Origin of the sequence: uncultured Faecalicoccus sp. (assembly GCF_944327125.1) — a bacterium.
GTDB lineage: Bacteria > Bacillota_I > Bacilli_A > Erysipelotrichales > Erysipelotrichaceae > Faecalicoccus.
The window spans coordinates 62,822-87,806 of sequence record NZ_CALVGO010000001.1 but is presented as its reverse complement, the minus strand read 5'-3'; the positions used below and the strand labels follow the sequence as shown (position 1 = coordinate 87,806).

The window sequence follows — 24,985 nt, the reverse complement described above, 5'->3', positions numbered from 1 at the left end:
AAAAAAAGAACGGTTCCACTTGAAGTGGAGCGTCCGTTCCTTTTTCTCAGTTATTTTTGTTCAATGAATTATTCAGCTTTTCCTGCAGAACCAAAGAAGTTAGTCATCATTTCTTTAACTAATTCTGTAATGGCATCAGCACCTGGTTTCAACAGTTTACGAGGGTCATATCCTTTACCTTGCTGATCTTTACCAGCTTCGATGTATTTACGAGTTGCTTCGGCAAATACCAACTGGCATTCTGTGTTAACGTTTACTTTAGAAACACCCAGGTCGATCGCTTTTTTAACTTGTTCACGAGGGATTCCAGAACCACCATGAAGAACTAATGGTTTTCCGTTTGTAGAAGCCTGGATCTCAGCTAAACGATCAAAGCTCAAACCTGCCCAGTTTTCAGGATATTTACCGTGGATGTTACCGATACCAGCTGCCAGGAAGTCAACGCCTAATTCAGCGATTGTTTTACATTCCTGAGGATCGGCCAATTCACCGGCAGAAACGACACCGTCTTCTTCTCCACCGATTCCGCCGACTTCACATTCAATAGACAATCCTTTTGAATGAGCCAGTTCAATCATTTCTTTTGATTTTGCCAGGTTTTCTTCAAAATCATAATGAGAACCGTCAAACATTACAGATGTAAATCCTGCTTCGATAGCAGCTTTAGCACCTTCGTATGTTCCATGATCCAAATGAATGGCAACAGGAACTGTGATTCCCATATAGTCATGGATCTCTTTTACCATGGCTACAACAGTTTTGAATCCGCACATATATTTAGCAGCACCTTCAGATACACCTAACATAACTGGTGATTTTACTTCTTCAGCGGCCGCTAAAATAGCTTTTGTCCATTCCAGGTTGTTGATGTTAAAAGCACCAATCGCATAATGTCCTTCATGGGCCTTATTGATCATTTCAGTAGCAGATACTAACATAATAACAATTTCCTCCTTTATGTCTTTTTTGCTAAGAATATTTTACTCCAAATACAAGGATTTGAAAAGATTTAACGTCGGGATTCACCAGATAATTTACAAACTGTAGATAAGGCTTTGATTCTTTCCATGATTCGAAGCGCGCTCACTTTCGAATTTGCCTCTCCTCGAAGAATATATTGTTTCTCCAGTTCTTCCAACGCATAATTGCTGGTGAAATACGTTTTCTTATGATGGCTCATTCGATGATCCAGGATTGGCAAGAGGATCTCATCCCGCGTCCAGGCACTCACGGCTTCGGCACCGATATCATCCAAAATCACCACTTCTGAAAACTTTAAGGCGTTCATCTGTCTTTGGCGATAGTCTGTATCATACATCGCCTGTTTTAAATCACTGATCAGCGTTGGCACATGAACAAAGGAAACGCTCTTTTTCTTCTTTGCGTAATAGTTTGCCAGGCCAAGACATAAATACGTTTTCCCTACGCCTGGCTGGCCGTAAAGATAAATCCCTTTGGTATCGGATAGCGATTCATAGATGCTTTTATACCCTAAAAGATACTGCATGCTTTGGCCATCCGCCAGATCTTCCAGATTGATTTCCAGATCTTTTGGGTCCATATGCATCAGGCGAAAATACTGCATATGCCCATGGGCATCATCGATTTTTTTCTGATATTTACAGGATACAAAATTTTGTATCAGATCCCCGTTTTCATTAAATGCCAGTGTTTTTACTTTTCCTGCCAAAGGCTGTCGGCACTGGGCCAGTCCCAAACAGTTTTTACATGTATCCAGGGTCTCCTGCCACATAAAGAAATAGGAAGCATGATCCCGTAAAAAGGACTCTTCTTTATGATGTTCTTTTAAAAATCTCTGGATACGTACATCTTTCTTCAATGGTTCCAATAAAGAATCGTCCGGCATCTTCATTTTACTGGTCTTCTCCATGCTTCTCCTTTCTAAGCTCTTTTTGAATGCGAGCTATCTCTTCCTTCAACGACTCATCGGCCTCTGTCTGCCGGGTATCTTCATACCATTCAGGCAGATCTTCTTTTGTCTTTACAGAATGAGAAATTTGTTGAAGAGCTTTTTCTTTGGTGTCGATTTTTAATCGTGCCCAGGAACTTGCCACTTTCTCCACAAAAGATCGGCTGAATGTTTGATTGGACACCTTCAAAGTATATTCAATCAAAACATTGATTACTTCACTAGGCAACTGATAGTTTTTTTCCACATTTTCTATGATGAGCTTATCGGCATAGGCCACCGGTTTATTCTCCTGTTTCCACTGTAAAAAAGAGACCGGGGCCATGGTATAAGGATCCGTTGTATTGATTTTTAAATTTCGGGCACTGACCACGTGATTTCTTAATTTTTCAAAATCGATCGAAGACTTTTTGGGATCGATGCTCAGCGATAAATACCGGCGCATATTCTTTTCATCAATACCAAAAATACGGGCAAGATCATAGATTCTCTCTAAATTATCCCGGGTACGAAGGCGCTGCGGTATGACACGATCCATCCCTTTGAATACAAGATTAAAATCAAAAGGATATCTTGTCTGGAAATCATTCATAGTCGACTGAGATCGTAAGGCATTCTCCTTTTCACAGGTCCAGGAATTCAATACCGAAACATCCAGAGGTTCACTGATTTCTTTCATGGATGGTGTGATCATGGAAGGCTGAGCAAAGAAGTGTTTCATCGCATCCAATTGATTCGAGCCTTCTTTTTCCAAAAACAATCGGGAATATACATCGTGTTTTAAAAAGACGTTCGGTTTTTTAGGAGCCTCCAGAACAAAGAGCCACAGCTGTGTGATCCCATCATAATACGTATGGATCAAATTATACTGCTCAAGCTGTTTACGTGCATAACGAAAACGAGTTGGACTTAAATGACAAACCTTTTCCAGTTCGGTGATTGGAAGGGCTTCTTTTTCTTTAAAACAAGTCAAGATTTCATACAGATAAACCGCTTCTTTTCCCATCAAGGGTCCATACAGAAACAACAAGGAAGAAAACTCATCGTGAGACATTGAAGAAAGAATCTGAATCTGAAATTTATCTTTAGAATTCATGAAAGACTCCTTTCCAAATAAACCGACACCTGTTCTTCTAACTCCTCTATCGTTCCGTTATTATAGAGGACAACATCACTTTGTTGAAGCTTGATGATAGGTGAATACTGACAAGCCAAACGCGACTTAGCCTCTTCCAGGGAATAGTTTCTTTTAGTTTGAAGGCGCTGTAACGCAATGGCTTCATCGCATACGACACACCAGATCTCATCGAAAAACACATCCATATTCGTTTCAAACAATAAAGGAACTTCGATAAAGACAAGAACATCCTGGTGCCGGTCGATCCATTCTTTCATTTCATCCAAAATCAAAGGATGGATGATTCTTTCGACTTTTTCTTTATACTCATTGTCAGAAAACATTCTCTTTGAGAAAACTTTCTTATCAATATTCCTGTCTTTATCAAAAGGAATATCCAGTTTTCTGGATAAAGCTCTGTATCCTTTATTCCCTTTTTCAATTAAAGACCGGTTGACCTGGTCTAGATCAAGAACCGGAAATCTTTTACGGATCATACTGGATACCATAGATTTGCCCGAACCCATGCTTCCAGTGATTCCAATTATTTTCTTTTTTGGCAATTTGGACATAGATACGTCCCCCTTTGTGATACCGTGATTTTTTTGATTGGAGCTTGACAAACGGGACACAATTCTCCCTTGCGGGAATGTACTTTCAGTTTTAGCTGAAAAAGTCCAGTCACTCCCAGGCTGGAAGTATAGCTTCGAATCGTAGTGCCGCCAGCCTTCATAGCCCCTTTCATGATTCGTTTTGTATGAAAAACAATGTTTTCGCAATCTTTTTTTGAGATTCGATTTGCCCTTGAACGGGGATCCAATAAAGCAGAAAAACAAATCTCATCGGCATATATATTGCCGATACCGGCTACGATGGACTGATCCAACAAGCAGGATTTCAAGTTCTTTTTACATTTATGGATCTTCGCATACAAATACTCACTGTTGAATTCTGGATCCAGTACATCTTTGCCTATGTGTTCAAAACAAGGGTGCTGAAATGGATCCTGTCGATGCGCATAAAGCTGCATACGGCCAAATTTACGGGTATCATGATAACACATGACACGTCCATCGCTTAGAAAAAACTGCACATGAATATGTTTATCCGTCTTGGGTTGATCAAATAAATAGAATTTACCTTCCATTCTTAGATGAACGATCAAATCCAGATCATCCAGTTCAAAAATTAAATATTTCCCTAACCGACGAAAATTTCGAAAATGCTGTCCCTGGATTTCTTCGCAGAACCGGATTGAATCGGGATAAGAAACGATCTTATTATACAAAACCTGACAAGAAAGAATCTCCAAATCTTTGATCTGTGTTTCCAGGGTCGATAAGACCGTCTGTACTTCTGGTGCTTCCGGCATTATTTTGCCTCATACCAGCTTTTGCCGGCTTGTATGCTTGCCTTTAAAGGAACCCGTAGTTTCATCGCGTTTTCCATGGCATCCTTAACAAGGCGAATCATTAAATCAAGCTCTGATTCAGGGACTTCGAAGATCAATTCATCATGGATCTGCAGCAAGAGTTTTGATTGTACATTTTCTTTTTTCATGGCTTCGTCCACTCTTCGCATGGCAATCTTGATCAGATCGGCTGCGCTTCCCTGGATCGGAGCATTCATCGCCGCTCTTTTCCCAAATTCCCGGGTCATAAAGTTTTTATCATTGATTTCCGGAATCATTCTTCTTCGATGAAACAATGTCTCCACATACCCTTTTTGTTTACAATCTTCGATCAAGCGATTCATAAAGGAGTGGATACTTGGATAATTAGAAAAATAAGAATCCATAAAATCCGTCGCCTCCTTACGCGTGATCTTCAACTGCGAAGACAAGCCAAAGGCAGTCTGCCCATAAACGATTCCAAAATTGACGGTTTTGGCAATACGGCGCATCGAAGCATCGACCTGGTCAACATCACATCCAAAAATCAGACTGGCCGTTTTATTATGAATATCTTCCCCGTTGTTGAAAGCCTGGATCATATGTTCTTCATTGGCCATATGAGCCAGCATTCTCAACTCGATCTGCGAATAGTCTGCCGAGAGCAAAACATACCCCGGCTTTGCGGTAAAGGCCTTACGGATCTCTCTTCCTTCTTCGTCACGGACGCTGATGTTTTGAAGATTTGGATCGCTGCTGGAAAGCCTTCCTGTCTGCGTCATCGTCTGATTGAAGGTCGTATGGATCTTTTGATCTTCCTGGATATGTTTTTTTAATCCTTCGATATAAGTCGACATGATCTTCGAGTACTTTCTGTATTCCAACAAAGCATCGATGATAGGATGAACTCCCTGAAGCTTTTCAAGCACCTCTGCACTGGTTGAACGTTTCTTTCCTCCGCCTTTCAGATTCAAATCATCGTAAAGAACAGCGGCAAGCTGTTTGGGTGAATTGATATTAAAAATCTTATTGGCATATCCATAGATCTCATTGGAAAGTTCCTTCATTCGTTTTGAAACATTCTGGCCGATATCATCCAATACCGATTCATCGATATGAATCCCTTCTTTTTCCATTTTATAAAGAATAGGAATCAACGGCTTTTCGATTTCTTCATATAAAGAAACAAGATTTTGTTCCTGAAGTTCTTTAAAAATCTGGTCTTCCTTTTCGGCCAGCTGTTCCGTAAAAGCACGATAGATCAAGAGCATCCGTTCTGGGTCATAGGCCTTCGATTCTTTTGTCTTTTTGGAAAGATCATGGAAAGTTTCCGGAAGTTCTATCGATAAAGCTTCCACTAAGCTATCCAGATCGGTCGCCTGGGAATGCAATAAAAATGAAGCAATATGGAGGTCTTCCTTAAAAGAGACCGTTTCAAATCCATATCGATCCAAAAGATGATTGGTTTCCTTGGCATCCCAGGTATGAAGATCTTCTTTTTTTAGAAGTGATTTGAATCCCGGGTCCTCCAATGCATTTTCAACTTCCAGGTAAAAAACCGTTCCCTGATTCGGGATCATAAAGCCCTGAAGTTTTTGATTGAGAAAAGACTCCTTGGTACAAACAGGAATGAGCAAAAGGTCTTCTTTGTCTAACGTCCAGTTTTTAATCGTTTTCAATTTCCATTGTGACTTGTTACTGGTAACTTTCTGATTCATCAACGACCGCATTTCATATTTTTTATAGAATTCGTTGACAGAATCCTGAAAACCGGTAAAGGAGACCTCCTCCAAAGAAAACGGGAGTTCCATCTTTGTAAAGATGGTCGCAAGATCTTTCGATAAAAACGCCTTTTCCTTGTCGTTTTCAAGTTTTTCTTTTAATTTTCCTTTGATTTGATCTATATGAGCATATACATTTTCGACCGAATCATACTCCTGTAAAAGTTTTACAGCTGTCTTTTGTCCTACACCGGCAACACCCGGAATATTATCACTGGAATCTCCCATCAAACCTTTAAGATCAATGATCTGGGGTGGCTGGAGTCCATACACCTCTTCAAAATTAGAGAGACTCATCAATTCCATATCCGTAATGCCTTTTTTCATTAACAGAACCGAAGTGGATTCATCCACCAGCTGCAGCAAATCCCGATCACTGGTCAAGATCGTTGTCTGGATCTCCGGATGAGATTTTGCCATAGATCCAATGATATCATCCGCCTCAAAACCAACCTGCTCATAACGCTTGATTCCCGCTCCATCCAGAAATTCCCGGACAATGGGAAACTGCACGATCAGTTCCTCGTCCACCGGTTTTCTTGTTCCTTTATATTCTCCAAATTTTTCATGGCGGAACGTCTTTTCACCCGCATCCCAGGCGACCAGAATGGCATCGGGGCCAATGACCTCAATTGCCTTGTTGAGCATCATGATAAATCCAAAAACGGCATTGGTGGGAATCCCGTTTGAAGTAGACATTCTATGTGAATACAAAGTGGCATAATAAGCGCGAAACAACATGGAGTTGCCATCAAGCAGTAATAATTTGTTCATAGTGAAATCTCCATTTCTAGATTTTATTGTATCATACAGAGAAGAAAATGAAACGAGAAGACATGGCAAACATAAAAAAGCACATATCCAAGATGTGCTTACTTTCGAGACAGCCGAAGCCGTTTATAAATTTTCTTTTCCTGAGCCGAAATTCGATGTCTGCGAATCGTATAATAACGATCCATAACATCAAAAATATATTGAAACAATAAAATCATCAGGCCGTTGATCAGCCATGTCAAAATTCCTCTGTGACAGATCCAAACCCCAAAAGGAACCTGGTAAGGATCCATCATCGCAAAAGTACAGTAAGGAATAAGATCCAGTAAGATCAATAAAAGAAGAAACCAAAGAAACCGTTTCAATGCGCTCTCTTTGATCCATTCTTTAGCCAGACCCGCTATGTAGATCAAGGATGGATAAATAAGTGCATACAAAGGAAAACTGTCAGTAAAAAAGAAATCGGAAACCAACCCGCACAACAAACCGGAAAGAATTCTTGTTTTCCAGGGCTGATCATATAGAACAAACATTAAAGCCAGAAAAGTCAAATGACTGATAAATCCATACCCTTTAAACGTTGGATCTGGATACAGACCATACGCAATCAAATCATCCACCAAAAGACAGACAAGAATCAAGATCACAGAAGCTCTTATTTTCATGATACTTTTCCACTTCCAATCACGAAAACATAATTAAAACTTCCAATGTTGCTGACCGGCTTCACATAGATCGTGGAAATGATAGCATCGTCGTTGGTCTCTACACTTTGTACTTGTCCTAAATAGATTCCTGAAGGATAATTACCTCCCCGTCCTGACGTGCTGACTTCCTGCCCCTGTGTCACAGTGGCTTCATTATCAAACAAAGATACACGATAGGCCTTTCTTTCCGTGTCATAGCTTTCCAATACACCTTCGACATTGGTTCCATCATCCAATGCGATATTAACGGCAATATCATTGATCAGATCATCGCTGGTCAAAAGCCGGACCGTGGAAGTTGCAGTTTGCACTTCTTCAATCAACCCCACTGCCCCTTTTGAGGTACAAACGATCATATTGGGCTCAATCTCTTGTTTGGATCCCGCCGAGATCGTTACCGTCTGATCCCATCCAGAAACATCACGGGACAATACAGTGGCACTGACGTTTTTCGCATCTTTGAGAGCTCCTTTCATTTCAAGGAGTTCTTCCAATTCCGCATTTCGGTTTCTTTCTTCTTCGTATAAAGTTTTATAACTTCTTTGTTGAGAAAGCTCCTCATTCAAATACTGATTGTCTTCATAGACATGCCAAAGATTGGCCAAATCACTAAACGCATTGCCTATTGAAGTCAATGGGTAGTCAATCAGTCCATATTTGATATAGGTCCAAGCACTGTATCCCATATTCGATAAAGGATTCTGTCGTAATCCCATCATCGTCAATCCAAAAACCAGTAAAACAATATTTCCTATCAACAAAATCCTCTGAAGTTTTGTGAATCTTTTCATTATGTTCCCCCAAGTACATTTCATTATAATAGGAATCCAACAATCATTCAATCAAGATATTGATGTTGTTTGAAAGAATACCATTCCTCTTTTCCGACAATGACATGATCTAACAGATCGATGCCCACGATTTGACTGATTTCTTTAACACGTCTTGTAAAGAGAATATCCTGACGGGAGGGCGCAGGGTCTCCGCTGGGATGATTGTGAACCATGATGATTGAAAAAGCCCGTGCCTGGATTGCATCGTGAAAGATCTCACGGGGATGGACACAACTTTCGCTCAAGGTTCCGATAAATAATATTTTATGTCCGATAATCTTGCCTTTTACATTTAAATACACACAGACAAAATGTTCCTGTGCTTTATATCCGATTTCCGTCTGAAACCAGTTGACCAGATCCACCGGATCAAAAATCGAAGCGGAATAGTTCTTCTTTCTCATAACTCTTTTACAAAGCTCAATGCTTGTCATCAGCTGTAAAGCCTTGACTTCCTTGATCCCTTTAATTTGTACCAAATCATTGATGGTCAAATCAAAGAGTTTGGAAAGATCATCGGATATCGTCAAAACTTCTTTAGCCAGATCAAAAACACTCCTTTCTTTATTTCCGCTTTGCAGAAGAAGACAGATGATCTCCATGTCACTTAAAGATTCCAATCCGTACGTCAGTGCTTTTTCGCGCGGGCGCAATTGCGTTTCTACTTCTTTGATTTTCATATGTATAGATACGTAAAAAAAAGCTTTGATTCGCCATAAAATCAAAGTTTTTACAAATAAAAGGTCTTTCCAGTTGTCAATGCATGGATTTGATCTTTAAGTTCCGCCTTTAAAAATTGGTAAGCTACATGCCCTGTGCAGTGTCCAGTATATACAACGGAAATATGATCTCGTATAAACTTCGCCATAGAACCGGTAACCAGTTCAGGATGACGCAACGACTTCAGGTGCAAGCCTCCAATATAGGCATACACCGGACGCTTTAGTTTCTTTTTAACCGAAGTGACGATAGGCTCCAGTCCTAAATGTGAACAACTGTTAAAAAGAATCAAACCTCTGGGAGTGTCAAAAACCAGCGTAAGCTCATGACTAAGATCATCCACCAGGTAAGTATCTCCTATTTTCCGGTAAAGTTTAGCCGATTCATTGGGCATTTTTTCGTCGGGAATCAAATACACGTTGTCTTCAAGCTTTGTATCCTGATCAATACAGAAAAAACGGTTCTTCTTTTGTTTTAGATTTGGATCAAGCCCTATATAGTGGATCTGCCCTCCTGAACCAGAATAATAGTCTTCAAAAACAGAAGAAGAAGCATAGATCTTATGTTCCGGATATTGTTCCATAATCGATAAAAAGCCATTGGCGTGATCATAATGCCCATGGGAGAGAATCGTATAGTCAACCGAATCCAAATCAATGGATAAAGATTTCGCATTCTGCAAAACGCCTTCACTTTGTCCGGCATCCAGCAGATATTTTTTTGAGTCATGTTCGATGTAAAAGCTTAAGCCATGCTCTCTGCACAATGGATCCGTACCGGTATTTTCAATCAATACAGTGATTTTCATACTGAAATTATATCATTCTAAATCAAGAAACATAAAAAAATCCCCTTTTTGGGGATTGAATTGCTTATGGGGCGGCTGACGCGATTCGAACGCGCGAATGACGGAGCCACAATCCGCTGTGTTAACCACTTCACCACAACCGCCATGTGCTTGTTTATTGTATACAATTTAAAAGGGATTGTAAAGCACAATTTTTATTTTTGTCGCAAAACTCATCGGCGCTCCTTGATGACATCCCCAACTCTTGGATGTCCTATCAATAAAGGGCTGAGCGGATCATGCCGATCTATATTTCTTTGGATCTGTCTTTCATCATAATTGGCATAACAATATTTACAAAGATGTTGGCAGGTGTTGTAGGCTCCAATATCAACCATCTCTACGCATCCACAATTTCTTGCCTTCCATTTTTTAAAGATCTTTCCCGTGATCGCATACGCTTCCTGAACACTGAGGCAGACATCCTTTTTAAATCCGTATTCTGAAAGATCTTGTTTTTCAAAACAAGTCTGCACACTCATATGGTGTTTTGCGGCCAGCTGTGCAAAAGAAAGTCCGATTTTCTCCATATCTTCAGAACCGATGGATCGGCATTGTAACTCCTGTTGATGAAACCGAACATTTTTATATACATCCACAAAAGAAACAATGATTTTTTCAACATATCCGTCAAGTTCCTTACATAATTTCGAGAAGGCTCGAACGTGATAATCCACCGTATATCTTGAATTTACTAAAATAGGATCGTATCGCAATACCGGTTTGATTTTTGAGCATAAAGAGAGGGCTTGTATCCCTTTGATAATTTCTTTTTTATTCGCAACATTGGGTTCAACATCTTGATGATAAGGTGTCAATGTCACTTGAAAAAGATATGGTACGGGGATCTGATCTAACGAACCTAAAATAGGGAGTGGATTTTTGGTACAAAAGACAATCAAATCGATGTCTTTCATTTCAATTCTGGATAGAAAATGAGCATCAAAAGGATTTTGTACAAGAAAATACCCTTCTTTTATACGGTTTAAAAACCAGGGAGTATAAAATCCCACGATGTCCGTTCGGCCGCTAGCGTTAATGATCATACTTTCAGTGTATAGCTTCTTATAAAAATTTCAAGTCAGTAGATATAGCTCTCTTTTCGTTTTTTTTGTATACTTATACCAGTGAAAAGAGTGAAAATATGAAACGATTTCAATATTATAAGGTGGCCGCCTGTACGCCTCATGTTTCCATAGGCGATCCTTGTGCCAATGCCCGGTCTATACTGGAAACCCTGCAAAAGATGCCGGCAGATATTCAGTGTGCCGTCTTTCCTGAATTGAGTCTGAGCGGGTATACCTGCCAGGACCTTTTCTATGAAAAGATCCTTCTGGACAGCTGTAAAGAGCAGCTACTTTTTCTTGCGTCCAACCTTCCAAAGAATAAGGTCGTCATCATCGGTCTTCCTTTGGTTGTCGACACAAAGCTGTATAACTGTGCTGCTGTGTTATTTGATCACAAGATCCTGGGGATCTATGCCAAAACCTATATTCCGATGTATAACGAATACTATGAAAAAAGATGGTTCTCTTCTTCCAAAGAATTAAAAGAAGGTACAACTGTTCAAATTGGCGATCAAATCGTCCCGGTTTCCGGAAATATCTTATTCAAAGACCAGACTACCGGTGCCTGCATTGGGGTTGAGATCTGTGAGGATCTATGGGTGACGATTCCGGTCAGCTCCCGACAAGCCTTGCAGGGAGCCAATATCCTGTGTAACTGCAGCGCATCCAATGAGATCATTGCCAAGGAAACCTATCGTAGAAATCTCGTTGTGCATCACAGTGCTCAATGCTATGGAGCCTACATCTATGCCAGTGCCGGGCCGTATGAAAGCAGCAGTGACCTGGTATTTGGCGGACATGATATCATCGCTGAAAATGGAACATTGTTGGCGGAAAGAACCATGAATGAAAACGCCGACTTTATCGTCAGTGAAATTGACCTGGATCATTTGGAACAGGACCGCATTCATTTCAAAACAAGCCGCGAAGAAACAGTGGACAAGGCCTTGATCATCTTTTTCCAAAGCAAGCCTTATCCAAATATTGAACTGACCCGATCGATCAATGCCTATCCTTTTGTACCGCAAAACCTGGAAAAACGGCTGGAGCGCTGTCAGACCATTCTTCATATCCAGGCAAGAGGCCTGGCAACACGGTTAAAAAAGATCCACAGCCAGAATGTTGTGATTGGCATCAGCGGTGGACTGGACTCTACCCTGGCCTTGCTGGTGTGTCATGAAGCGTTTAAGATCAATAGTTACGATCCTCACGGTATCCATGCGATAACCATGCCGGGATTTGGAACGACAAAACGCACAAAGACAAATTCACATACATTGATGGAATTGTTGAATGTTTCCAGTGAAGAAATTTCGATCCTGGATGCGGTAAACCAGCACTTTGCGGATATCTCCCACGATCCAGATATCCATGACATCACATATGAAAATTCACAGGCACGGGAAAGAACACAGATCCTGATGGACCTATCCAACAAATACAATGGATTGGTCGTGGGTACAGGCGATCTCAGTGAACTGGCATTGGGTTGGTGCACATACAATGGAGATCATATGAGCATGTATGCCGTAAATGCCAGCGTGCCAAAAACACTGGTTCGCTATATTGTCGAAAGTTTTGCGATCCTGGCTAAAGAACAAGGCAATCACAAACTTCACGATGTATTGATTGACATTTGTGATACCCCTGTATCGCCAGAACTTCTCCCGCCGGATGCCAAAGGAAAGATCCAACAAAAGACAGAAGAAGTCTTAGGCTCTTATGATCTGCACGACTTTTTCCTCTACCATATGCTCCGTTTCCATGAAGAACCAGAAAAAATATATGAATTATGTAAGCTGGCCTTTCCAGATATTTCCAAAGAAACGATCTTACAGGCCCTTCGCACTTTTTATTCACGCTTCTTTGCGCAGCAATTCAAACGGAATTGTATGCCGGATGGCGTAAAAGTGGGTTCCATCTGTTTTTCTCCCCGCGGAGACTGGCGGATGCCTAGTGATGGAAGCCGCAATCTATGGCTTGACCAAATTGAAAAAATCCGAGATTAACTCGGATTTTTTTATACTTTGATCGTCTGGATCGCAATACATCCCGGTCCACCCTGTGTAATAAAGGTTGGAGAAAGCGGATATACAACGATCTTAGCTTCCGGATATTTGTTTCGTAAAGCAGACTGCGCTTCAAAAGCCAATTCATCATTAAAGGCATGTGTAATATAGAATATATAATCCTGATTGACCCCTTTTTTATCAAACTCTTCAAGAATCATCCGTAAAGCCTTTTTAAAAGTACGAACAACTGTAAACTTCACCAGAATCGTTCCATCTTCCTGCCGTTTCATAACAGGAATCAATTTCAGAAGGCCTCCTAGGCCCGCTTCCACATGTCGAACGCGTCCTCCTCTAAGCAGAAATTGAAAGTCAAAAGGGATCAGGAAGGAAAGATCTGTTTCCCTGGCCTTTTCTAAAGAACTAACGATTTCATCCAGTGATTTACCTTCCTGTGCCATTTTTAAAGCCTGATCAACCAAAAGGCGATGCGGCCCGCACAGCGTCTTTGAATTCAAAACGTGGATCTTTTCGGGATGATCACACTGGTTTTTCGCCAGTATCGCATTATCATAGGTCCCGCTGAGTCCCTGCGCCATCGTGATATCCAACACTTCCCCTTGTTGGCAAAGACGATTATACGTATCAATTTTTTCTCCTATAGAAGGCTGTGAAGTGCTGGGAACCTTTTTTTCTTTGATCATTTTCAATAGTTTCGTACTCGTGATATCTTCAAAATCCCGATAGCTTTGTCCTTCGATATTTACATTCAGCGGACAGACGGTAATTCCTTTTTCTGCTCCATCTTTAATCGAATATAAAGTTGATGAATCTGTAACAATCTGCAACATTGTTGATCCTCCTGTTTGTCCTGTTATTAAAGTATCATTAATAGTTTTCAAAGTCAATATATCTAGTTTTAATATCTAGTTTGCTTGGTTATTGTAATTGTGATAAACTTGAACCATGAAAACGAAGGAACAAATCAAGACAGACCTGTTGAATTTCTCATGTCCTCGCTGGAAAGATCTTCCCAACTTTGATATCTATATGGATCAATTGATTGCCTGTATCACTTCCTATCTGCAACCGCTCTACTTTCAGGAGGAAAAGATCCTTACCAACAGTATGGTCAACAATTATGTGAAAAACAGTATCCTGGACCCCCCTGTCAAAAAGCACTATAATGCCAAGCATTTGGCTTATTTGATCGTTGTCTGCATATTAAAACGGGTTTTTACCTTGAACGAGATTTCTTCTCTGATCGAAGTTCAAAGTAAAATGCGTTATTCCAGTTATATGGAAGCCTATGACAAATTTTCATCCTATCTGGAGATCTATCTTCATGAAATTATTGAAAAAGGAAATCTAAACGAATTGAATCCAAAATATCGATCCAAGGAAGAGGAACTCCTCTGTAATGTCGTTTCTTCCATCGTCATGAAAATCTATACCGAGTATTATCTGATCTCTCAAGATCATTAGTGGGCATACCGCTCACTTTTTTTATGAAAAAAAGGTCCCATATTGGACCTTTTATTTTAAACGAATGATTTTATGATCATCCCATTTATCTTTGATGTTCTCATTTTCATTGGGAATCCCGATCGCAATCACCCATAAAGGCAATACATTTTCTGGAAGCGCAATAAATTTCTTGAGCTTCTCTATACGATCTTCATTGGGATATCCGCCTAACCAGCAGGATCCATACCCCATGGATTTGGCTTGAATCAAGATGTTTTCAGTAGCCGCTGCACAATCCTGCTGACAGTAATCCAGGCTCGGATTCAATTTTAGATCCGCACAAACAAGGATGGCCAGAGTGGCCGTTTCCAGAGGACCGGCGTAAGGAGAAAAATCACGAAGGCGTCGAATTTTTTGAATATCTTCTACAACGACAAACATCCATGGCTGAAGATTGCGCGCCGATGGAGCACTAAAAGCCGCTTTCAACAAGCTCTGAATGTCTTCTTCTTGGATCGGCTCCATCTGAAAATGGCGTATACTGCATCGCTGGTAGATAGGATTCATTATTCTTCGCCATCCCAACAATATGTACAAAGTTTACATTTTGGAAGGCCAATGGATTCGATCATATCGTCCAGACGATGATAACGCAATGTCGTAAATTTAGAACGCTTGCGGATCTCTTCACACATATTCTGATAACGCTGACTGTCTGGATCTGCGTATTCCTTCAAAATTTCTTCACTGACATTGTCGCCTTCCAAATCTTTGATCACACGACGAGTGATCAAGTCCATCTCGGAACTGGAACGAGAGAAATTCAAGAATTTACATCCAAACATGATTGGCGGACAAGCTGGACGAACATGAACTTCTTTAGCGCCCGACTGATAAAGGAAATCCGTTGTTTCTCCCAATTGTGTACCACGTACGATCGAATCATCGATCAAAAGAAGTTTTTTGTCTTTAATGAGTTCCTTTACCGGGATCAGTTTCATCTTGGCAATCATATTTCGCTGACTCTGACTTGTCGGCATAAAGCTTCTAGGCCAGGTTGGTGTATATTTGATAAATGGACGAGAGAATGGGATCTTCGTTGCGTTTGAATACCCCACCGCATGTGCAATTCCACTGTCTGGAACACCGGCTACGCTGTCGATATCCACTTTCTCATCGCGTGAAGACAAGATTTCTCCGCAACGGTTACGCATACATTCTACATTGACCCCTTCATAGGTACTTGTTGGATATCCATAATATACCCATAAGAAAGAACAAATTTTCATAGTATCCCCAGGTTCCTGTTTCGTTTCCACTCCATTTGGTGTCATAAAAAGAATTTCCCCAGGTCCCATATCCTTATAGTGATGATATCCCAGATTTAAAAAGGCACTGCTTTCAAAAGTTGCACAGTATCCGCTGTCTTTTTCACCAATGATGATTGGCGTTCTTCCCACCTTATCACGGGCACAATAGATTCCTGACTTGGTCAAAAGCATGATACTCATGCTTCCTTCAACCACTTCCTGAACATAATGAAGACCTTCTACGATACTGGCCTTCTGATTGATCAAAGCGGCAACCAGTTCAGTGGGATTGATTCCTCCGGTGCTCATTTCAAAGAAATGTGTCATACCGTTTTGAAAACAATTTTCTTTCAGCTCTTCCAAGTTATTGATGCGTCCTACAGTCGTGATCGCAAAGCTTCCTAAATGCGAATGAACCAGAAGCGGCTGCGACTCAAAATCTGAGATACAACCAATTCCCAGATTTCCTTCAAACTGATCCAGGTCTTTATCAAATTTAGTACGGAAAGGGCTGTTTTCAATGTTGTGAATGGCTCGATTAAAACCATTTTTTCCATAAACGGCCATTCCGGCACGGCGAGTTCCTAAATGAGAATGGTAATCTGTACCAAAAAATAAATCTAAAACACAACTTTTCTTTGAAGCTACTCCAAAAAATCCACTCATACGATTCTCCTTTTAAAATATACGAAAAGTATACCACACAACGACAGAATTCCGACAAAAATATTAAAAAAAAACAGACTCTATCCAAGAATCTGTTTTTCAATCAAATCAATCACTTCTTCAAATCCAATTTTTTCAGTACTGCTGATGCCATAGACCATGCGAAGAGGAATCTGCAGTTTCTGAGAAATATTTTTTAAGGATTTGATTCGCTTTGTTTTAGGAATCTTATCGATCTTTGTCGCAACCAAGAGAATAGGAATCTTTAAAGCCTTGAAATAATCGATCATATCCATATCATCCTGCGTTGGATCATGGCGGGCATCCACCAGCTGAATCGCCAAAACCAGCTGTTCTCTTTTGGAAAAATATTCCTCCATCATATCGCCCATCTTTTTGAGCATCGTCTTAGACATTTTGGCATACCCGTATCCAGGCACATCCACCAGCATCCATTTTCCATCAATCGAGAAGAAGTTGATGAGCCTTGTCTTACCGGGTGTATTTCCTACGTACGCCAGTCTCTTTCGATTCGTCAAGGCGTTGATAAATGAACTTTTTCCTACATTACTTCTGCCGACAACCACAACTTCAGGGAGTGTACTTTCCGGCCATTGATCCTTTCCAACGGCACTGGTCACAAATTCTGCCTGCATACTATTGAACCAATGCGTGAGACAGAACTTGTTTCACATTTGAAACTGGAATGAAGGTTACCGAATCTCTGACTTCCTGAGGAACATCGTCCAGATCTTTGACATTGCCTCGAGGAATCAGGATCGTATCGATTCCGCTTCGATGAGCGGCCAGCGATTTTTCCTTTAATCCACCAATTGGCAAAACATTGCCTCGTAAGGTGACTTCCCCGGTCATGGCCAGATTGGCTTTTACAGGAATGTTACTGAAACAAGATACCAGAGCCGTGGTCATGGTTACGCCGGCACTTGGTCCATCTTTAGGCACCGCTCCTTCCGGAACATGAATGTGAACATCCAACTTTTCAAAGTCGCTGGAATCAATATGGTACTCTTTGGCATGGGCCCGAATATAATCCAGAGCAATACTTGCACTTTCTTTCATTACATCCCCCAGCTGTCCTGTCAGGATAAGTTTTCCATGTCCGTCAAATTTATTCGCTTCAATTTGAAGGATATCTCCTCCAAAACTTGTATAAGCCAATCCGGTAACCGTTCCTACCTGGTCTTTTTTCTCTTTTTTACCATAGTCGACTTTTTCATTTCCCAGCCATTCATGAATGAGCTTTTTATTTAAGGAAATGTTGCGTTTGCCATCCTTTAAAATAGCCAGAACCGTCTTGCGGCAAATTGTTGCGATCGTTCTTTCCAGCTGACGAACGCCAGCTTCTCGAGTGTAATAGCGAATTAAATACAGCATCATCTTATCATTGATCTTCAGCTGCGAAGGCTTCAGTCCGTTTTCAGTCAATTGTTTTGGCAACAGATGTTCACGGGCAATGTTGATTTTTTCAATGTCCGTGTAGCTGGATAATTCAATAATTTCTAAACGATCACGTAAAGCAGGCGGAATGTTTTCCAAATAATTCGCTGTTGCGAGAAAAAGTACTTTGGAAAGATCATAGCTTTCTTCAATATAGTGATCGGAGAACATCGCATTCTGTTCTGGATCCAGCACTTCCAGCATAGCTGAACTTGGATCGCCTTTATAATCCGAAGCCATTTTGTCGATCTCATCGATCAAAAAAACCGGATTGACAACCTGAGCTTTTTTCATTCCCTGAATGATACGTCCCGGCAAAGCTCCCAGATACGTCCGTCTATGGCCACGAATCTCGGCTTCGTCACGTACACCGCCTAAGGAAATTTTCACAAAATGGCGGTCTAAAGCACGGGCTACACTTTTTGCCAGAGATGTCTTTCCTACCCCAGGAGGCCCGACAAGGCATAAAATCGGAGCCTTTAAGGAATTGGTCATCTGTTTGACAGCCAAATACTCCATAATACGTTCCTTGACCTTTTCCAAGCCGTAATGATCTTCATCAAGGATCCTTTGTGCTTCGTTCAGGTCTTCGTTATCCTGCGTTTCCTGCCACCAAGGAAGGTCCATCAGCCAATCAATATAATTCTTGATGACGCCGGTCTCGCCGGATGCCATTGGAAGCATCTCGTATCGCTGTAATTCTTCAAGAACCTTTTTCTTGATGTATTCAGGATACGGATTTTCCTCCAGACGCTTGCGAATCTTTTCAGCATCCTGATCCTGAGAAGCAATGTCTCCCAGCTCTTCACGAATCGCATTCATTTTTTCACGAAGATAATAATCTTTCTGTCCCTGGTCAATGCGCTCTTTGACTGTTTCATTGATTTTTTGTTCGACCTCAGACATCTTCTTTTCTTTTTCCATATCGGCCAGAAGCATCTCTAAACGGTCATTGATCCCAAGCGTTTCCAGATATTTCTGTTTTCTTTCGGTCGACAAAGGAAAAGCCTGGATCGCACGATCACTTAAAAGGTCCGCTCCAATCCCTTTTGACAGTTCAATGATCAACTCTTTCGAAAGGAATTTCTCCGCATTTCCTAAAGAATCAAATTCATTGGCAATCATTCGAACTAGTGCAACCTCTTCCATTTCGTCCTGGCGATAGCTGTGAAGAATATCCACTTGAGCGATATCACTTAAGCTTCCTTCCTGCCAGCTGACCAGCTTTACTCGATCAAGCCCTTTAAACTTGATTCGTAAAAAGTTATCAAAACGACGCACATGACGAATCTCACAAAGAGTTCCGACCTGGTAGATATCCTCGATCGTTGGATCATTGATCTGCAGATCGATCTGAGAGAATAAAACCACCTTATCCTCATAATTATCCTGTGCGTTTTCAATCGCTTTTAAAGACGGTTCACGCCCCACATCAATTACAATTTCCTGCTCAGGGAATAAGATCACTCCCCTTGTACATACTAAAGGATATGTTTGAGACATAAATACAACCTCCTTTTTTTCCTTTTAAAAAAGACGCCAGGCGTCTTTTTTATTATATTTTATTATACTATTTTACAGATTCTTTAAGCAACTCAATTGCTTTTTTCTGTGCCAGATCATACTGAATGCTGTCTGGAGAAACCAACTGTTTGATACGGTCAACATCCATACCATATGTTTCCGACATATTCTTGTATTCTGCTTCAATGGCATCCTCATCGATTTCAATGTTTTCTGCCTTTACGATTTCTTCCAAAACCAGGCTGGTCTTTACATTGTTTTCAGCTTCCGGCTTCATCATTTCTTTTAGATCCGCCTCATTCTGTCCACTGGCTTCAAAATACTGTTTTGCGGTATATCCAGACTGCATCATCTGATTTTCGAAGTTTCTGTATAGGCGGTTGACTTCATTTTCCACCATAACCATTGGAATATCAACTTCAGCGTCTTCTGTTACTTTCGCAATCAAGGCACTCGTAAAGTCATTTTCAGCCTGCTGTTCTTTACGCTTTGCCAAATCTTCCTTTGTCACTTCCTTGAACTTTTCTAAAGTTTCAACACCTTCACGTTTTAACTTTTTGATCAGTTCATCATTGGCTTCTGGAAGATCTTTATATTTGATTTCATGAACCGTACATTTAAAAACAGCTTCTTTTCCTGCGATATCCTTGGCCCCATACGCTTCTGGGAACGTTACGACAACGTCTTTTTCCTCACCGGATTTTACACCAATCAACTGATCTTCAAATCCTGGGATAAACGTTCCTGATCCCAACTCCAAAGGATAATTTTCTGCAGAACCGCCGTCAAAAGGAACACCATCAATGGTTCCTACATAATCGATGGTAACCTGGTCTCCGTTTTCCGCAGCCTGATCTTCTTCACGAAGTACCCAGTCGGCATAACGATTCTGGATTCTTTCTACTTCTTTTTCAACATCTTCATCCGTAACCGAAACTTCTTCTTTATGGATATCTAACCCTTTGTACTCTTTCAATGTGACTTCAGGCATCACAACACAGTGGAACACTAAAGTGACGGATTTTTCATCCGCTTCCTTTACTTCTAACGTAGGACGGGCTACCAGTTCGATTTTTGTTTCTTCTACAGCCTGTGCCAATGCATCGTTTGCGACTTCTTCAGCGGCATAATCATAAACAGCCTTGGCAGGGATCTGCTTGCGAATCAGGGCTTCTGGAACATGTCCTTTGCGGAAACCTTTCAAATTGACAGACTGTTTTAAATTGTTGAAGACTTTTTTCTGGGCCTTTTCCCAAACTTCTCCATCGACTGTGACTTGCAGTTCACCTTCTGAATGTTCTTTTACTGTCCATGTAGTGTTCATTTTTATTCTCCTCTTCTTTCAATATATAAAACGGCATTCTGAACCTGACACAATTCATGATTTTGAATAAAGATTTCAAACTCGTCATCCCTCATAAACGCATCATACACCAATCGAACAATGGATATGGCGATAGGCAGGGCTTCTTCTTCACTGAAATCAAAAGGTCTTCGGGATAAGATCTCCTGATGAAAAAGTGTGATGCAGAAGTTTTGAAATGCAGGATCCTCATTGGAAAACCATTGATCAAAAAGCGCCAAGACTTCCTGCACGGTCGGGTCTGAATGCTCATCCAAGATCGCACTTGGAATGAAGGTGATCTCCCATCCTTCTTTTTCCACTTGGAAAGGAAGATCGATTTTCTGTTCCATCAGATACTCAATCAGTTCCCCTTTGACTTCCGGCAACAGATCCTTGTTCAGTAAAGACTGTACTTCTTCAGGATATTGCCTTAAATTCACTGTCTTTAAAAAAGGGATCACCAGATCTTGTTTCAAAGGATCATCGATCCAGGAAAAGACCTGCTCAATGGAAGGAGACTTTGTTTCTTCCTTTAAATAAGGGCGACAATCCTCCTCATATTCCATCAATCGATCCAGGCAGTCCTGGGGAACGTAAGGAACAGAGATTTCCTGATGAATCAAATCGTACGCCTCCTGGTACTTTTCCTCTTCCATTTTTGTCTGGAGTTCTTTAAATAAAGACTGATAATAGGAATTCATCGTACCTCCTGGCGAAACAGTTAAAGTTTATCATAAGTGATAGCAAGAATCAACGGAGCCTCTTGCATTTTCCACAAATTCAACTTTATTTCTTTTGTGCCGAAATATAATCCTCTACATGCCTCTCCACGATTTCAAAAGGCAGGGATCCTGCCGACAGAATGGCCTGATGAAATTCACGGTCATCATAAGAATGTCCAAGCTTTTCCTGCGCTTTCTTTTGAAGGGTAAAGAACTCGTAGGCGCCTACATAGTAAGGCTCAAAGATACAAGCATCATACAAAAGCTGATCGTATTGTTCCTGAATCAGATTGATTCCATACATTTCCAGATTCTCATTGCATGTATCAATATCCCAACCATAATAATGGATACCGATATCTGCCAAGATCAGGGCATCGTATAGAAACATTGAGTAGGAACTATAAGCTTTCAACGTTTTCTGCGGAATATCCTTTAAATATTTCAGGCTGTAATGTTCCGCATAGGTAGCGTAGCCTTCCTGATAGGCAATCGAACGTAATAAAGACCATCGAATTTTTTGTGATGTGGCTTCATGCAGGTAGTTATACTGATACATATGCCCCGGCATTCCTTCATGGCAGACCGTCATAAATGTATCCACACTGGAAATATCATTGTTGTGGGGATTGACACGCAGCTGTCCTTTCTGGTTTCCATCCAAGGTAGGAATCTGATAATAAGCGGCCATGCCATTGTCGGTGGCGATGTCTTCTTCCATGTCCCGAATCTCATAATCCAGACTGGAAATGGTAGGAAAATCTTCAAACATCTGTTCCTTGACATCTTCCAGAATTTCTTCATAACTGGTATACGATGTCTTCATATCGAAAAGATCCATCGTTTCCTCATAGTTATTGTAGAATGAAAAGATATGATCTTGATACGCTTCATTCATTTTTTCTTCCACATCTTCCACCGATTGGATTCGTCCCGTATTGGACTGCATAAGATACGTGTAATATTCTTTGCCGTTTGGCAAATTGGCCAGTCCAGTGGGATGATTCTCTCCTTTTTCCTCCAACTCTGTCATTGCTTCCAGGATCATCTGATAGGAGCGAAGATACGAATCATTAAATGCCTTTTGGATCCTGGATATATATTCTTTTTCCAGGTTTGTATCTAATGATAGTTCTTTTACTCTCTTGATCAAAGTGTTCAGCGAAGAACTTTCATTGCCTTGTTCCAGGATCTGCTGGCAATAAGAAATCACCGAATCAAAATCAATGCACATTGTCCCCATCTCATTTTGTTTCCATGTGTAGTCGATGGCACTTTGCGTATAATCATCTACATCCTCGATCATTAGAATCAAATTTTCTACATCTTTCTGAGAATATAGCTCCCAATCCGAAAAAATCATCGGAAAAGAAACATGGATCCCATTGGTCGGACTGAACTCACTGGAAAGATAATCAAACTTAGGATCGCTTAATTTCTGGGAAACTTCCATATTAAATAAAAACGCATCATAAGTATCTTGTTGAGAAGATGTCAGATCTTCTTTGTCAAACGTTTGTAATTCATCCAACGTCTCCTGAATCTCTAGCCTGTTATCCTCCATGGAGGCTTCATCCATGCGGCCAAATGTTTTTTCGACCGTAGATTCATCAATTCCCAAGGCTTCTGGATCTTCGACATACGAATGGAGCGTATAGTAATCCGCAGTCAGGGTTTCTATCATCTGCTCCTCAAGAAAATCATCAAATTCTTTTTGTGTTTTGGTCAGCTGTATTTTTTCTTCTTTTGGAACCGTAACCTGTGTTGAAGAATAAGAACAGCCTGTGCACAACAGACAAACACTTACCAAAAAAACAATCCATTTATTCCATTTCATACTTATAACCTCTCAGAAAAATTTTAACACAAAAAAAGGAAACAACGATCACGAAGTTTCCTGAAGATATTTAAGATGTTTCCATTCTTTCATCACAAAGACTCCTGATACGATAAAAGCCACCGAATCGGCAATGGGTGCACTGATCATAATTCCATCCAGGCCAAGGAATTTCGGCAGGATCAACACCAGAGGAATAAAGAACAAAACCTGGCGGGTCAAAGAAAGGACCATCCCTTTCAAAGGCTTTCCTACAGCCGAAAAATATCCGGAAGATACAACCTGAACACCAATTACACAGGCCATAAGAAGAAACACCTTCATAAACCGTGTGGCAAAATCAAAATACAAGGGATTTCCAGTTCCAAACAACGATAAGATGGGTTGGGTAAATATTTGAAAACAAAGCCACCCCACCATGGAAACACCTAAAGCACAACCCAAAGACAGGCGGAAAGTCTGTTTGACACGCTGATATTTTTTTGCTCCGTAATTGTAACCGACAATCGGCTGTGTCCCCTGTGAGATTCCAATGATCACTGCCAGTAAGATCGCATTGACTTTCATGACGATACCGCAGGCCGCCAATGGGATTTCCTGACCAAATTCAGTAAACTGTCCGTAGTACACCAGAGAGTTGTTTAAAATGACCTGGACAAAAAGAATCGAACACTGATTAATGCAGGCGCTGATGCCGATCCCGGCAGTCTGAAGCGTCTGAGAGAAAGAAAAACGAAAATCTTTCAGTTGCATGTCCACTTGTTTAAAATGTTTAAGGTAGAACGCGCCCACAACAAAGGAAATCACCTGTCCCAATACCGTGGCCCAGGCAGCACCGGCCACTCCCATATGGAAAGGAAAGATAAAAATAGGATCAAGAACCGTATTCACCAAAGCGCCGATCAGCACACAGAACATCGAATATTTCGGACTTCCATCCGCGCGAATCATATTGCTCAATACATTGGTTCCAATTAAAAAGGGGGCACCAAAAGTCGTAATGGAAGTATATTCCAGAGCATACGGTAGAATCTGATCCGTTGCCCCAAAGGCGTGCATCAACGGTTCCAGAAAAAGGAAAACGAGGACCACGTAAATCAAACTGGCAATCAACATCGCCACAACACCATTCCCAATCACGCTGCGTGCTTTTTCTTTTTGACCGGCCCCCAAATACAGAGAATAACGGGACGCTGAACCGATCCCAATCAATAAAGAGATTGCCAAAGTAATCGTGGTCAAAGGATAGGCTACGTTGGTGGCTGCATTCCCCAGATAGCCTACACCCTGGCCGATAAAAATTTGATCGACGATATTATAAAGAGAACTCACCAGCATGGAAATAATACTGGGAATCGCAAAACTCCGTAATAATTTTGAAGGCTTCTCTATGCCTAAAATATTCTCCATGTCTTCCCTTCTTTCATATACTATCTACAGTTTTAGATTATATCAAATATCATTATGATTATTAAATGAAA

General features: G+C 40.8%; 22 protein-coding genes and 1 tRNA gene. 2 read left to right on the top strand and 21 right to left on the bottom strand.

From position 1 onward, the window contains the following. Positions 1-68: 68 nt before the first annotated feature. The 12 genes from fba to Q0K03_RS00400 form a co-directional block, all read right to left on the bottom strand. On the bottom strand, positions 69-941 hold the full coding sequence (gene fba / locus Q0K03_RS00455) for a class II fructose-1,6-bisphosphate aldolase (protein ID WP_297236582.1): 873 nt from the start codon (positions 939-941) through the stop codon (positions 69-71). A gap of 68 nt (positions 942-1,009) precedes the next feature. Further along, the gene (locus tag Q0K03_RS00450; protein ID WP_297236580.1) at positions 1,010-1,891 is read right to left on the bottom strand and encodes an ATP-binding protein; all 882 of its coding nucleotides are present in this window, start codon (positions 1,889-1,891) and stop codon (positions 1,010-1,012) included. Next, positions 1,875-3,026, bottom strand: coding sequence for a DnaD domain protein (locus Q0K03_RS00445; protein WP_297236579.1), 1,152 nt, complete (start codon positions 3,024-3,026; stop codon positions 1,875-1,877). Before Q0K03_RS00445 ends, Q0K03_RS00450 begins: the two co-directional genes overlap by 17 nt. Further along, complete coding sequence (gene coaE, locus Q0K03_RS00440) at positions 3,023-3,619, bottom strand: dephospho-CoA kinase (RefSeq protein ID WP_297236577.1); 597 nt, start codon at positions 3,617-3,619, stop codon at positions 3,023-3,025. Before coaE ends, Q0K03_RS00445 begins: the two co-directional genes overlap by 4 nt. Further along, on the bottom strand, positions 3,592-4,419 hold the full coding sequence (gene mutM / locus Q0K03_RS00435; protein ID WP_297236575.1) for a DNA-formamidopyrimidine glycosylase: 828 nt from the start codon (positions 4,417-4,419) through the stop codon (positions 3,592-3,594). Before mutM ends, coaE begins: the two co-directional genes overlap by 28 nt. After that, positions 4,419-6,992, bottom strand: coding sequence for a DNA polymerase I (gene polA, locus Q0K03_RS00430; protein WP_297236573.1), 2,574 nt, complete (start codon positions 6,990-6,992; stop codon positions 4,419-4,421). The genes mutM and polA overlap by 1 nt, the downstream gene beginning before the upstream one ends. A 98-nt stretch (positions 6,993-7,090) precedes the next feature. Then, positions 7,091-7,657, bottom strand: coding sequence for a rod shape-determining protein MreD (mreD, locus tag Q0K03_RS00425; protein WP_297236571.1), 567 nt, complete (start codon positions 7,655-7,657; stop codon positions 7,091-7,093). Continuing rightward, positions 7,654-8,490, bottom strand: coding sequence for a rod shape-determining protein MreC (mreC, locus tag Q0K03_RS00420; RefSeq protein ID WP_297236570.1), 837 nt, complete (start codon positions 8,488-8,490; stop codon positions 7,654-7,656). The genes mreD and mreC overlap by 4 nt, the downstream gene beginning before the upstream one ends. Before the next feature lie 47 nt (positions 8,491-8,537). Then, positions 8,538-9,212, bottom strand: coding sequence for a DNA repair protein RadC (gene radC / locus Q0K03_RS00415; RefSeq protein WP_297236569.1), 675 nt, complete (start codon positions 9,210-9,212; stop codon positions 8,538-8,540). 50 nt (positions 9,213-9,262) lie between these two features. Then, entirely contained in the window at positions 9,263-10,060 is a 798-nt protein-coding gene (locus tag Q0K03_RS00410) for an MBL fold metallo-hydrolase (RefSeq protein WP_297236567.1), read from the bottom strand. Positions 10,061-10,127: 67 nt separating this feature from the next. After that, positions 10,128-10,203: transfer RNA gene (locus Q0K03_RS00405), tRNA-His, on the bottom strand. A gap of 69 nt (positions 10,204-10,272) precedes the next feature. Beyond that, entirely contained in the window at positions 10,273-11,145 is an 873-nt protein-coding gene (locus Q0K03_RS00400; protein ID WP_297236565.1) for a DUF1848 domain-containing protein, read from the bottom strand. A 98-nt stretch (positions 11,146-11,243) separates the two neighbouring features. Here Q0K03_RS00400 and Q0K03_RS00395 point away from each other — a divergent pair, with 98 nt between their 5' ends. Next, the gene (locus Q0K03_RS00395; protein WP_297236563.1) at positions 11,244-13,175 is read left to right on the top strand and encodes an NAD(+) synthase; all 1,932 of its coding nucleotides are present in this window, start codon (positions 11,244-11,246) and stop codon (positions 13,173-13,175) included. Between the two features lie 11 nt (positions 13,176-13,186). Here the strand turns inward: Q0K03_RS00395 and Q0K03_RS00390 are convergent, their stop codons facing one another. Then, positions 13,187-14,026 (bottom strand): DegV family protein, encoded by an 840-nt coding sequence (locus tag Q0K03_RS00390; protein WP_297236561.1) that lies wholly within the window; start codon positions 14,024-14,026, stop codon positions 13,187-13,189. 115 nt (positions 14,027-14,141) lie between these two features. Here Q0K03_RS00390 and Q0K03_RS00385 point away from each other — a divergent pair, with 115 nt between their 5' ends. After that, complete coding sequence (locus Q0K03_RS00385; RefSeq protein WP_297236559.1) at positions 14,142-14,660, top strand: DUF1836 domain-containing protein; 519 nt, start codon at positions 14,142-14,144, stop codon at positions 14,658-14,660. Positions 14,661-14,711: 51 nt separating this feature from the next. Here Q0K03_RS00385 and Q0K03_RS00380 read toward each other — a convergent pair whose 3' ends face one another. From Q0K03_RS00380 to Q0K03_RS00345, 8 genes are all read right to left on the bottom strand, one after another. Continuing rightward, the gene (locus Q0K03_RS00380) at positions 14,712-15,209 is read right to left on the bottom strand and encodes a nitroreductase family protein (RefSeq protein ID WP_297236557.1); all 498 of its coding nucleotides are present in this window, start codon (positions 15,207-15,209) and stop codon (positions 14,712-14,714) included. Beyond that, positions 15,209-16,618 carry an amidophosphoribosyltransferase gene (locus tag Q0K03_RS00375; RefSeq protein ID WP_297236555.1) on the bottom strand — a complete coding sequence of 470 codons (1,410 nt, stop codon included), beginning with the start codon at positions 16,616-16,618 and terminating at the stop codon, positions 15,209-15,211. Before Q0K03_RS00375 ends, Q0K03_RS00380 begins: the two co-directional genes overlap by 1 nt. Positions 16,619-16,698: 80 nt before the next feature. After that, positions 16,699-17,274 (bottom strand): ribosome biogenesis GTP-binding protein YihA/YsxC, encoded by a 576-nt coding sequence (yihA, locus tag Q0K03_RS00370; protein WP_297236553.1) that lies wholly within the window; start codon positions 17,272-17,274, stop codon positions 16,699-16,701. 1 nt (position 17,275) lies between these two features. After that, positions 17,276-19,579 (bottom strand): endopeptidase La, encoded by a 2,304-nt coding sequence (gene lon, locus Q0K03_RS00365; protein WP_297236551.1) that lies wholly within the window; start codon positions 19,577-19,579, stop codon positions 17,276-17,278. Between the two features lie 67 nt (positions 19,580-19,646). Next, positions 19,647-20,924, bottom strand: coding sequence for a trigger factor (gene tig / locus Q0K03_RS00360; protein ID WP_297236549.1), 1,278 nt, complete (start codon positions 20,922-20,924; stop codon positions 19,647-19,649). Between the two features lie 2 nt (positions 20,925-20,926). Next, a complete protein-coding gene (locus tag Q0K03_RS00355; protein ID WP_297236547.1) occupies positions 20,927-21,646 on the bottom strand; it encodes a hypothetical protein in 720 nt (239 codons plus the stop codon). 85 nt (positions 21,647-21,731) lie between these two features. Further along, a complete protein-coding gene (locus Q0K03_RS00350) occupies positions 21,732-23,504 on the bottom strand; it encodes a DUF885 domain-containing protein (protein ID WP_297236545.1) in 1,773 nt (590 codons plus the stop codon). A 48-nt stretch (positions 23,505-23,552) separates the two neighbouring features. Next, positions 23,553-24,914 carry an MATE family efflux transporter gene (locus tag Q0K03_RS00345; protein WP_297236543.1) on the bottom strand — a complete coding sequence of 454 codons (1,362 nt, stop codon included), beginning with the start codon at positions 24,912-24,914 and terminating at the stop codon, positions 23,553-23,555. Between the last annotated feature and the right edge of the window lie 71 nt (positions 24,915-24,985).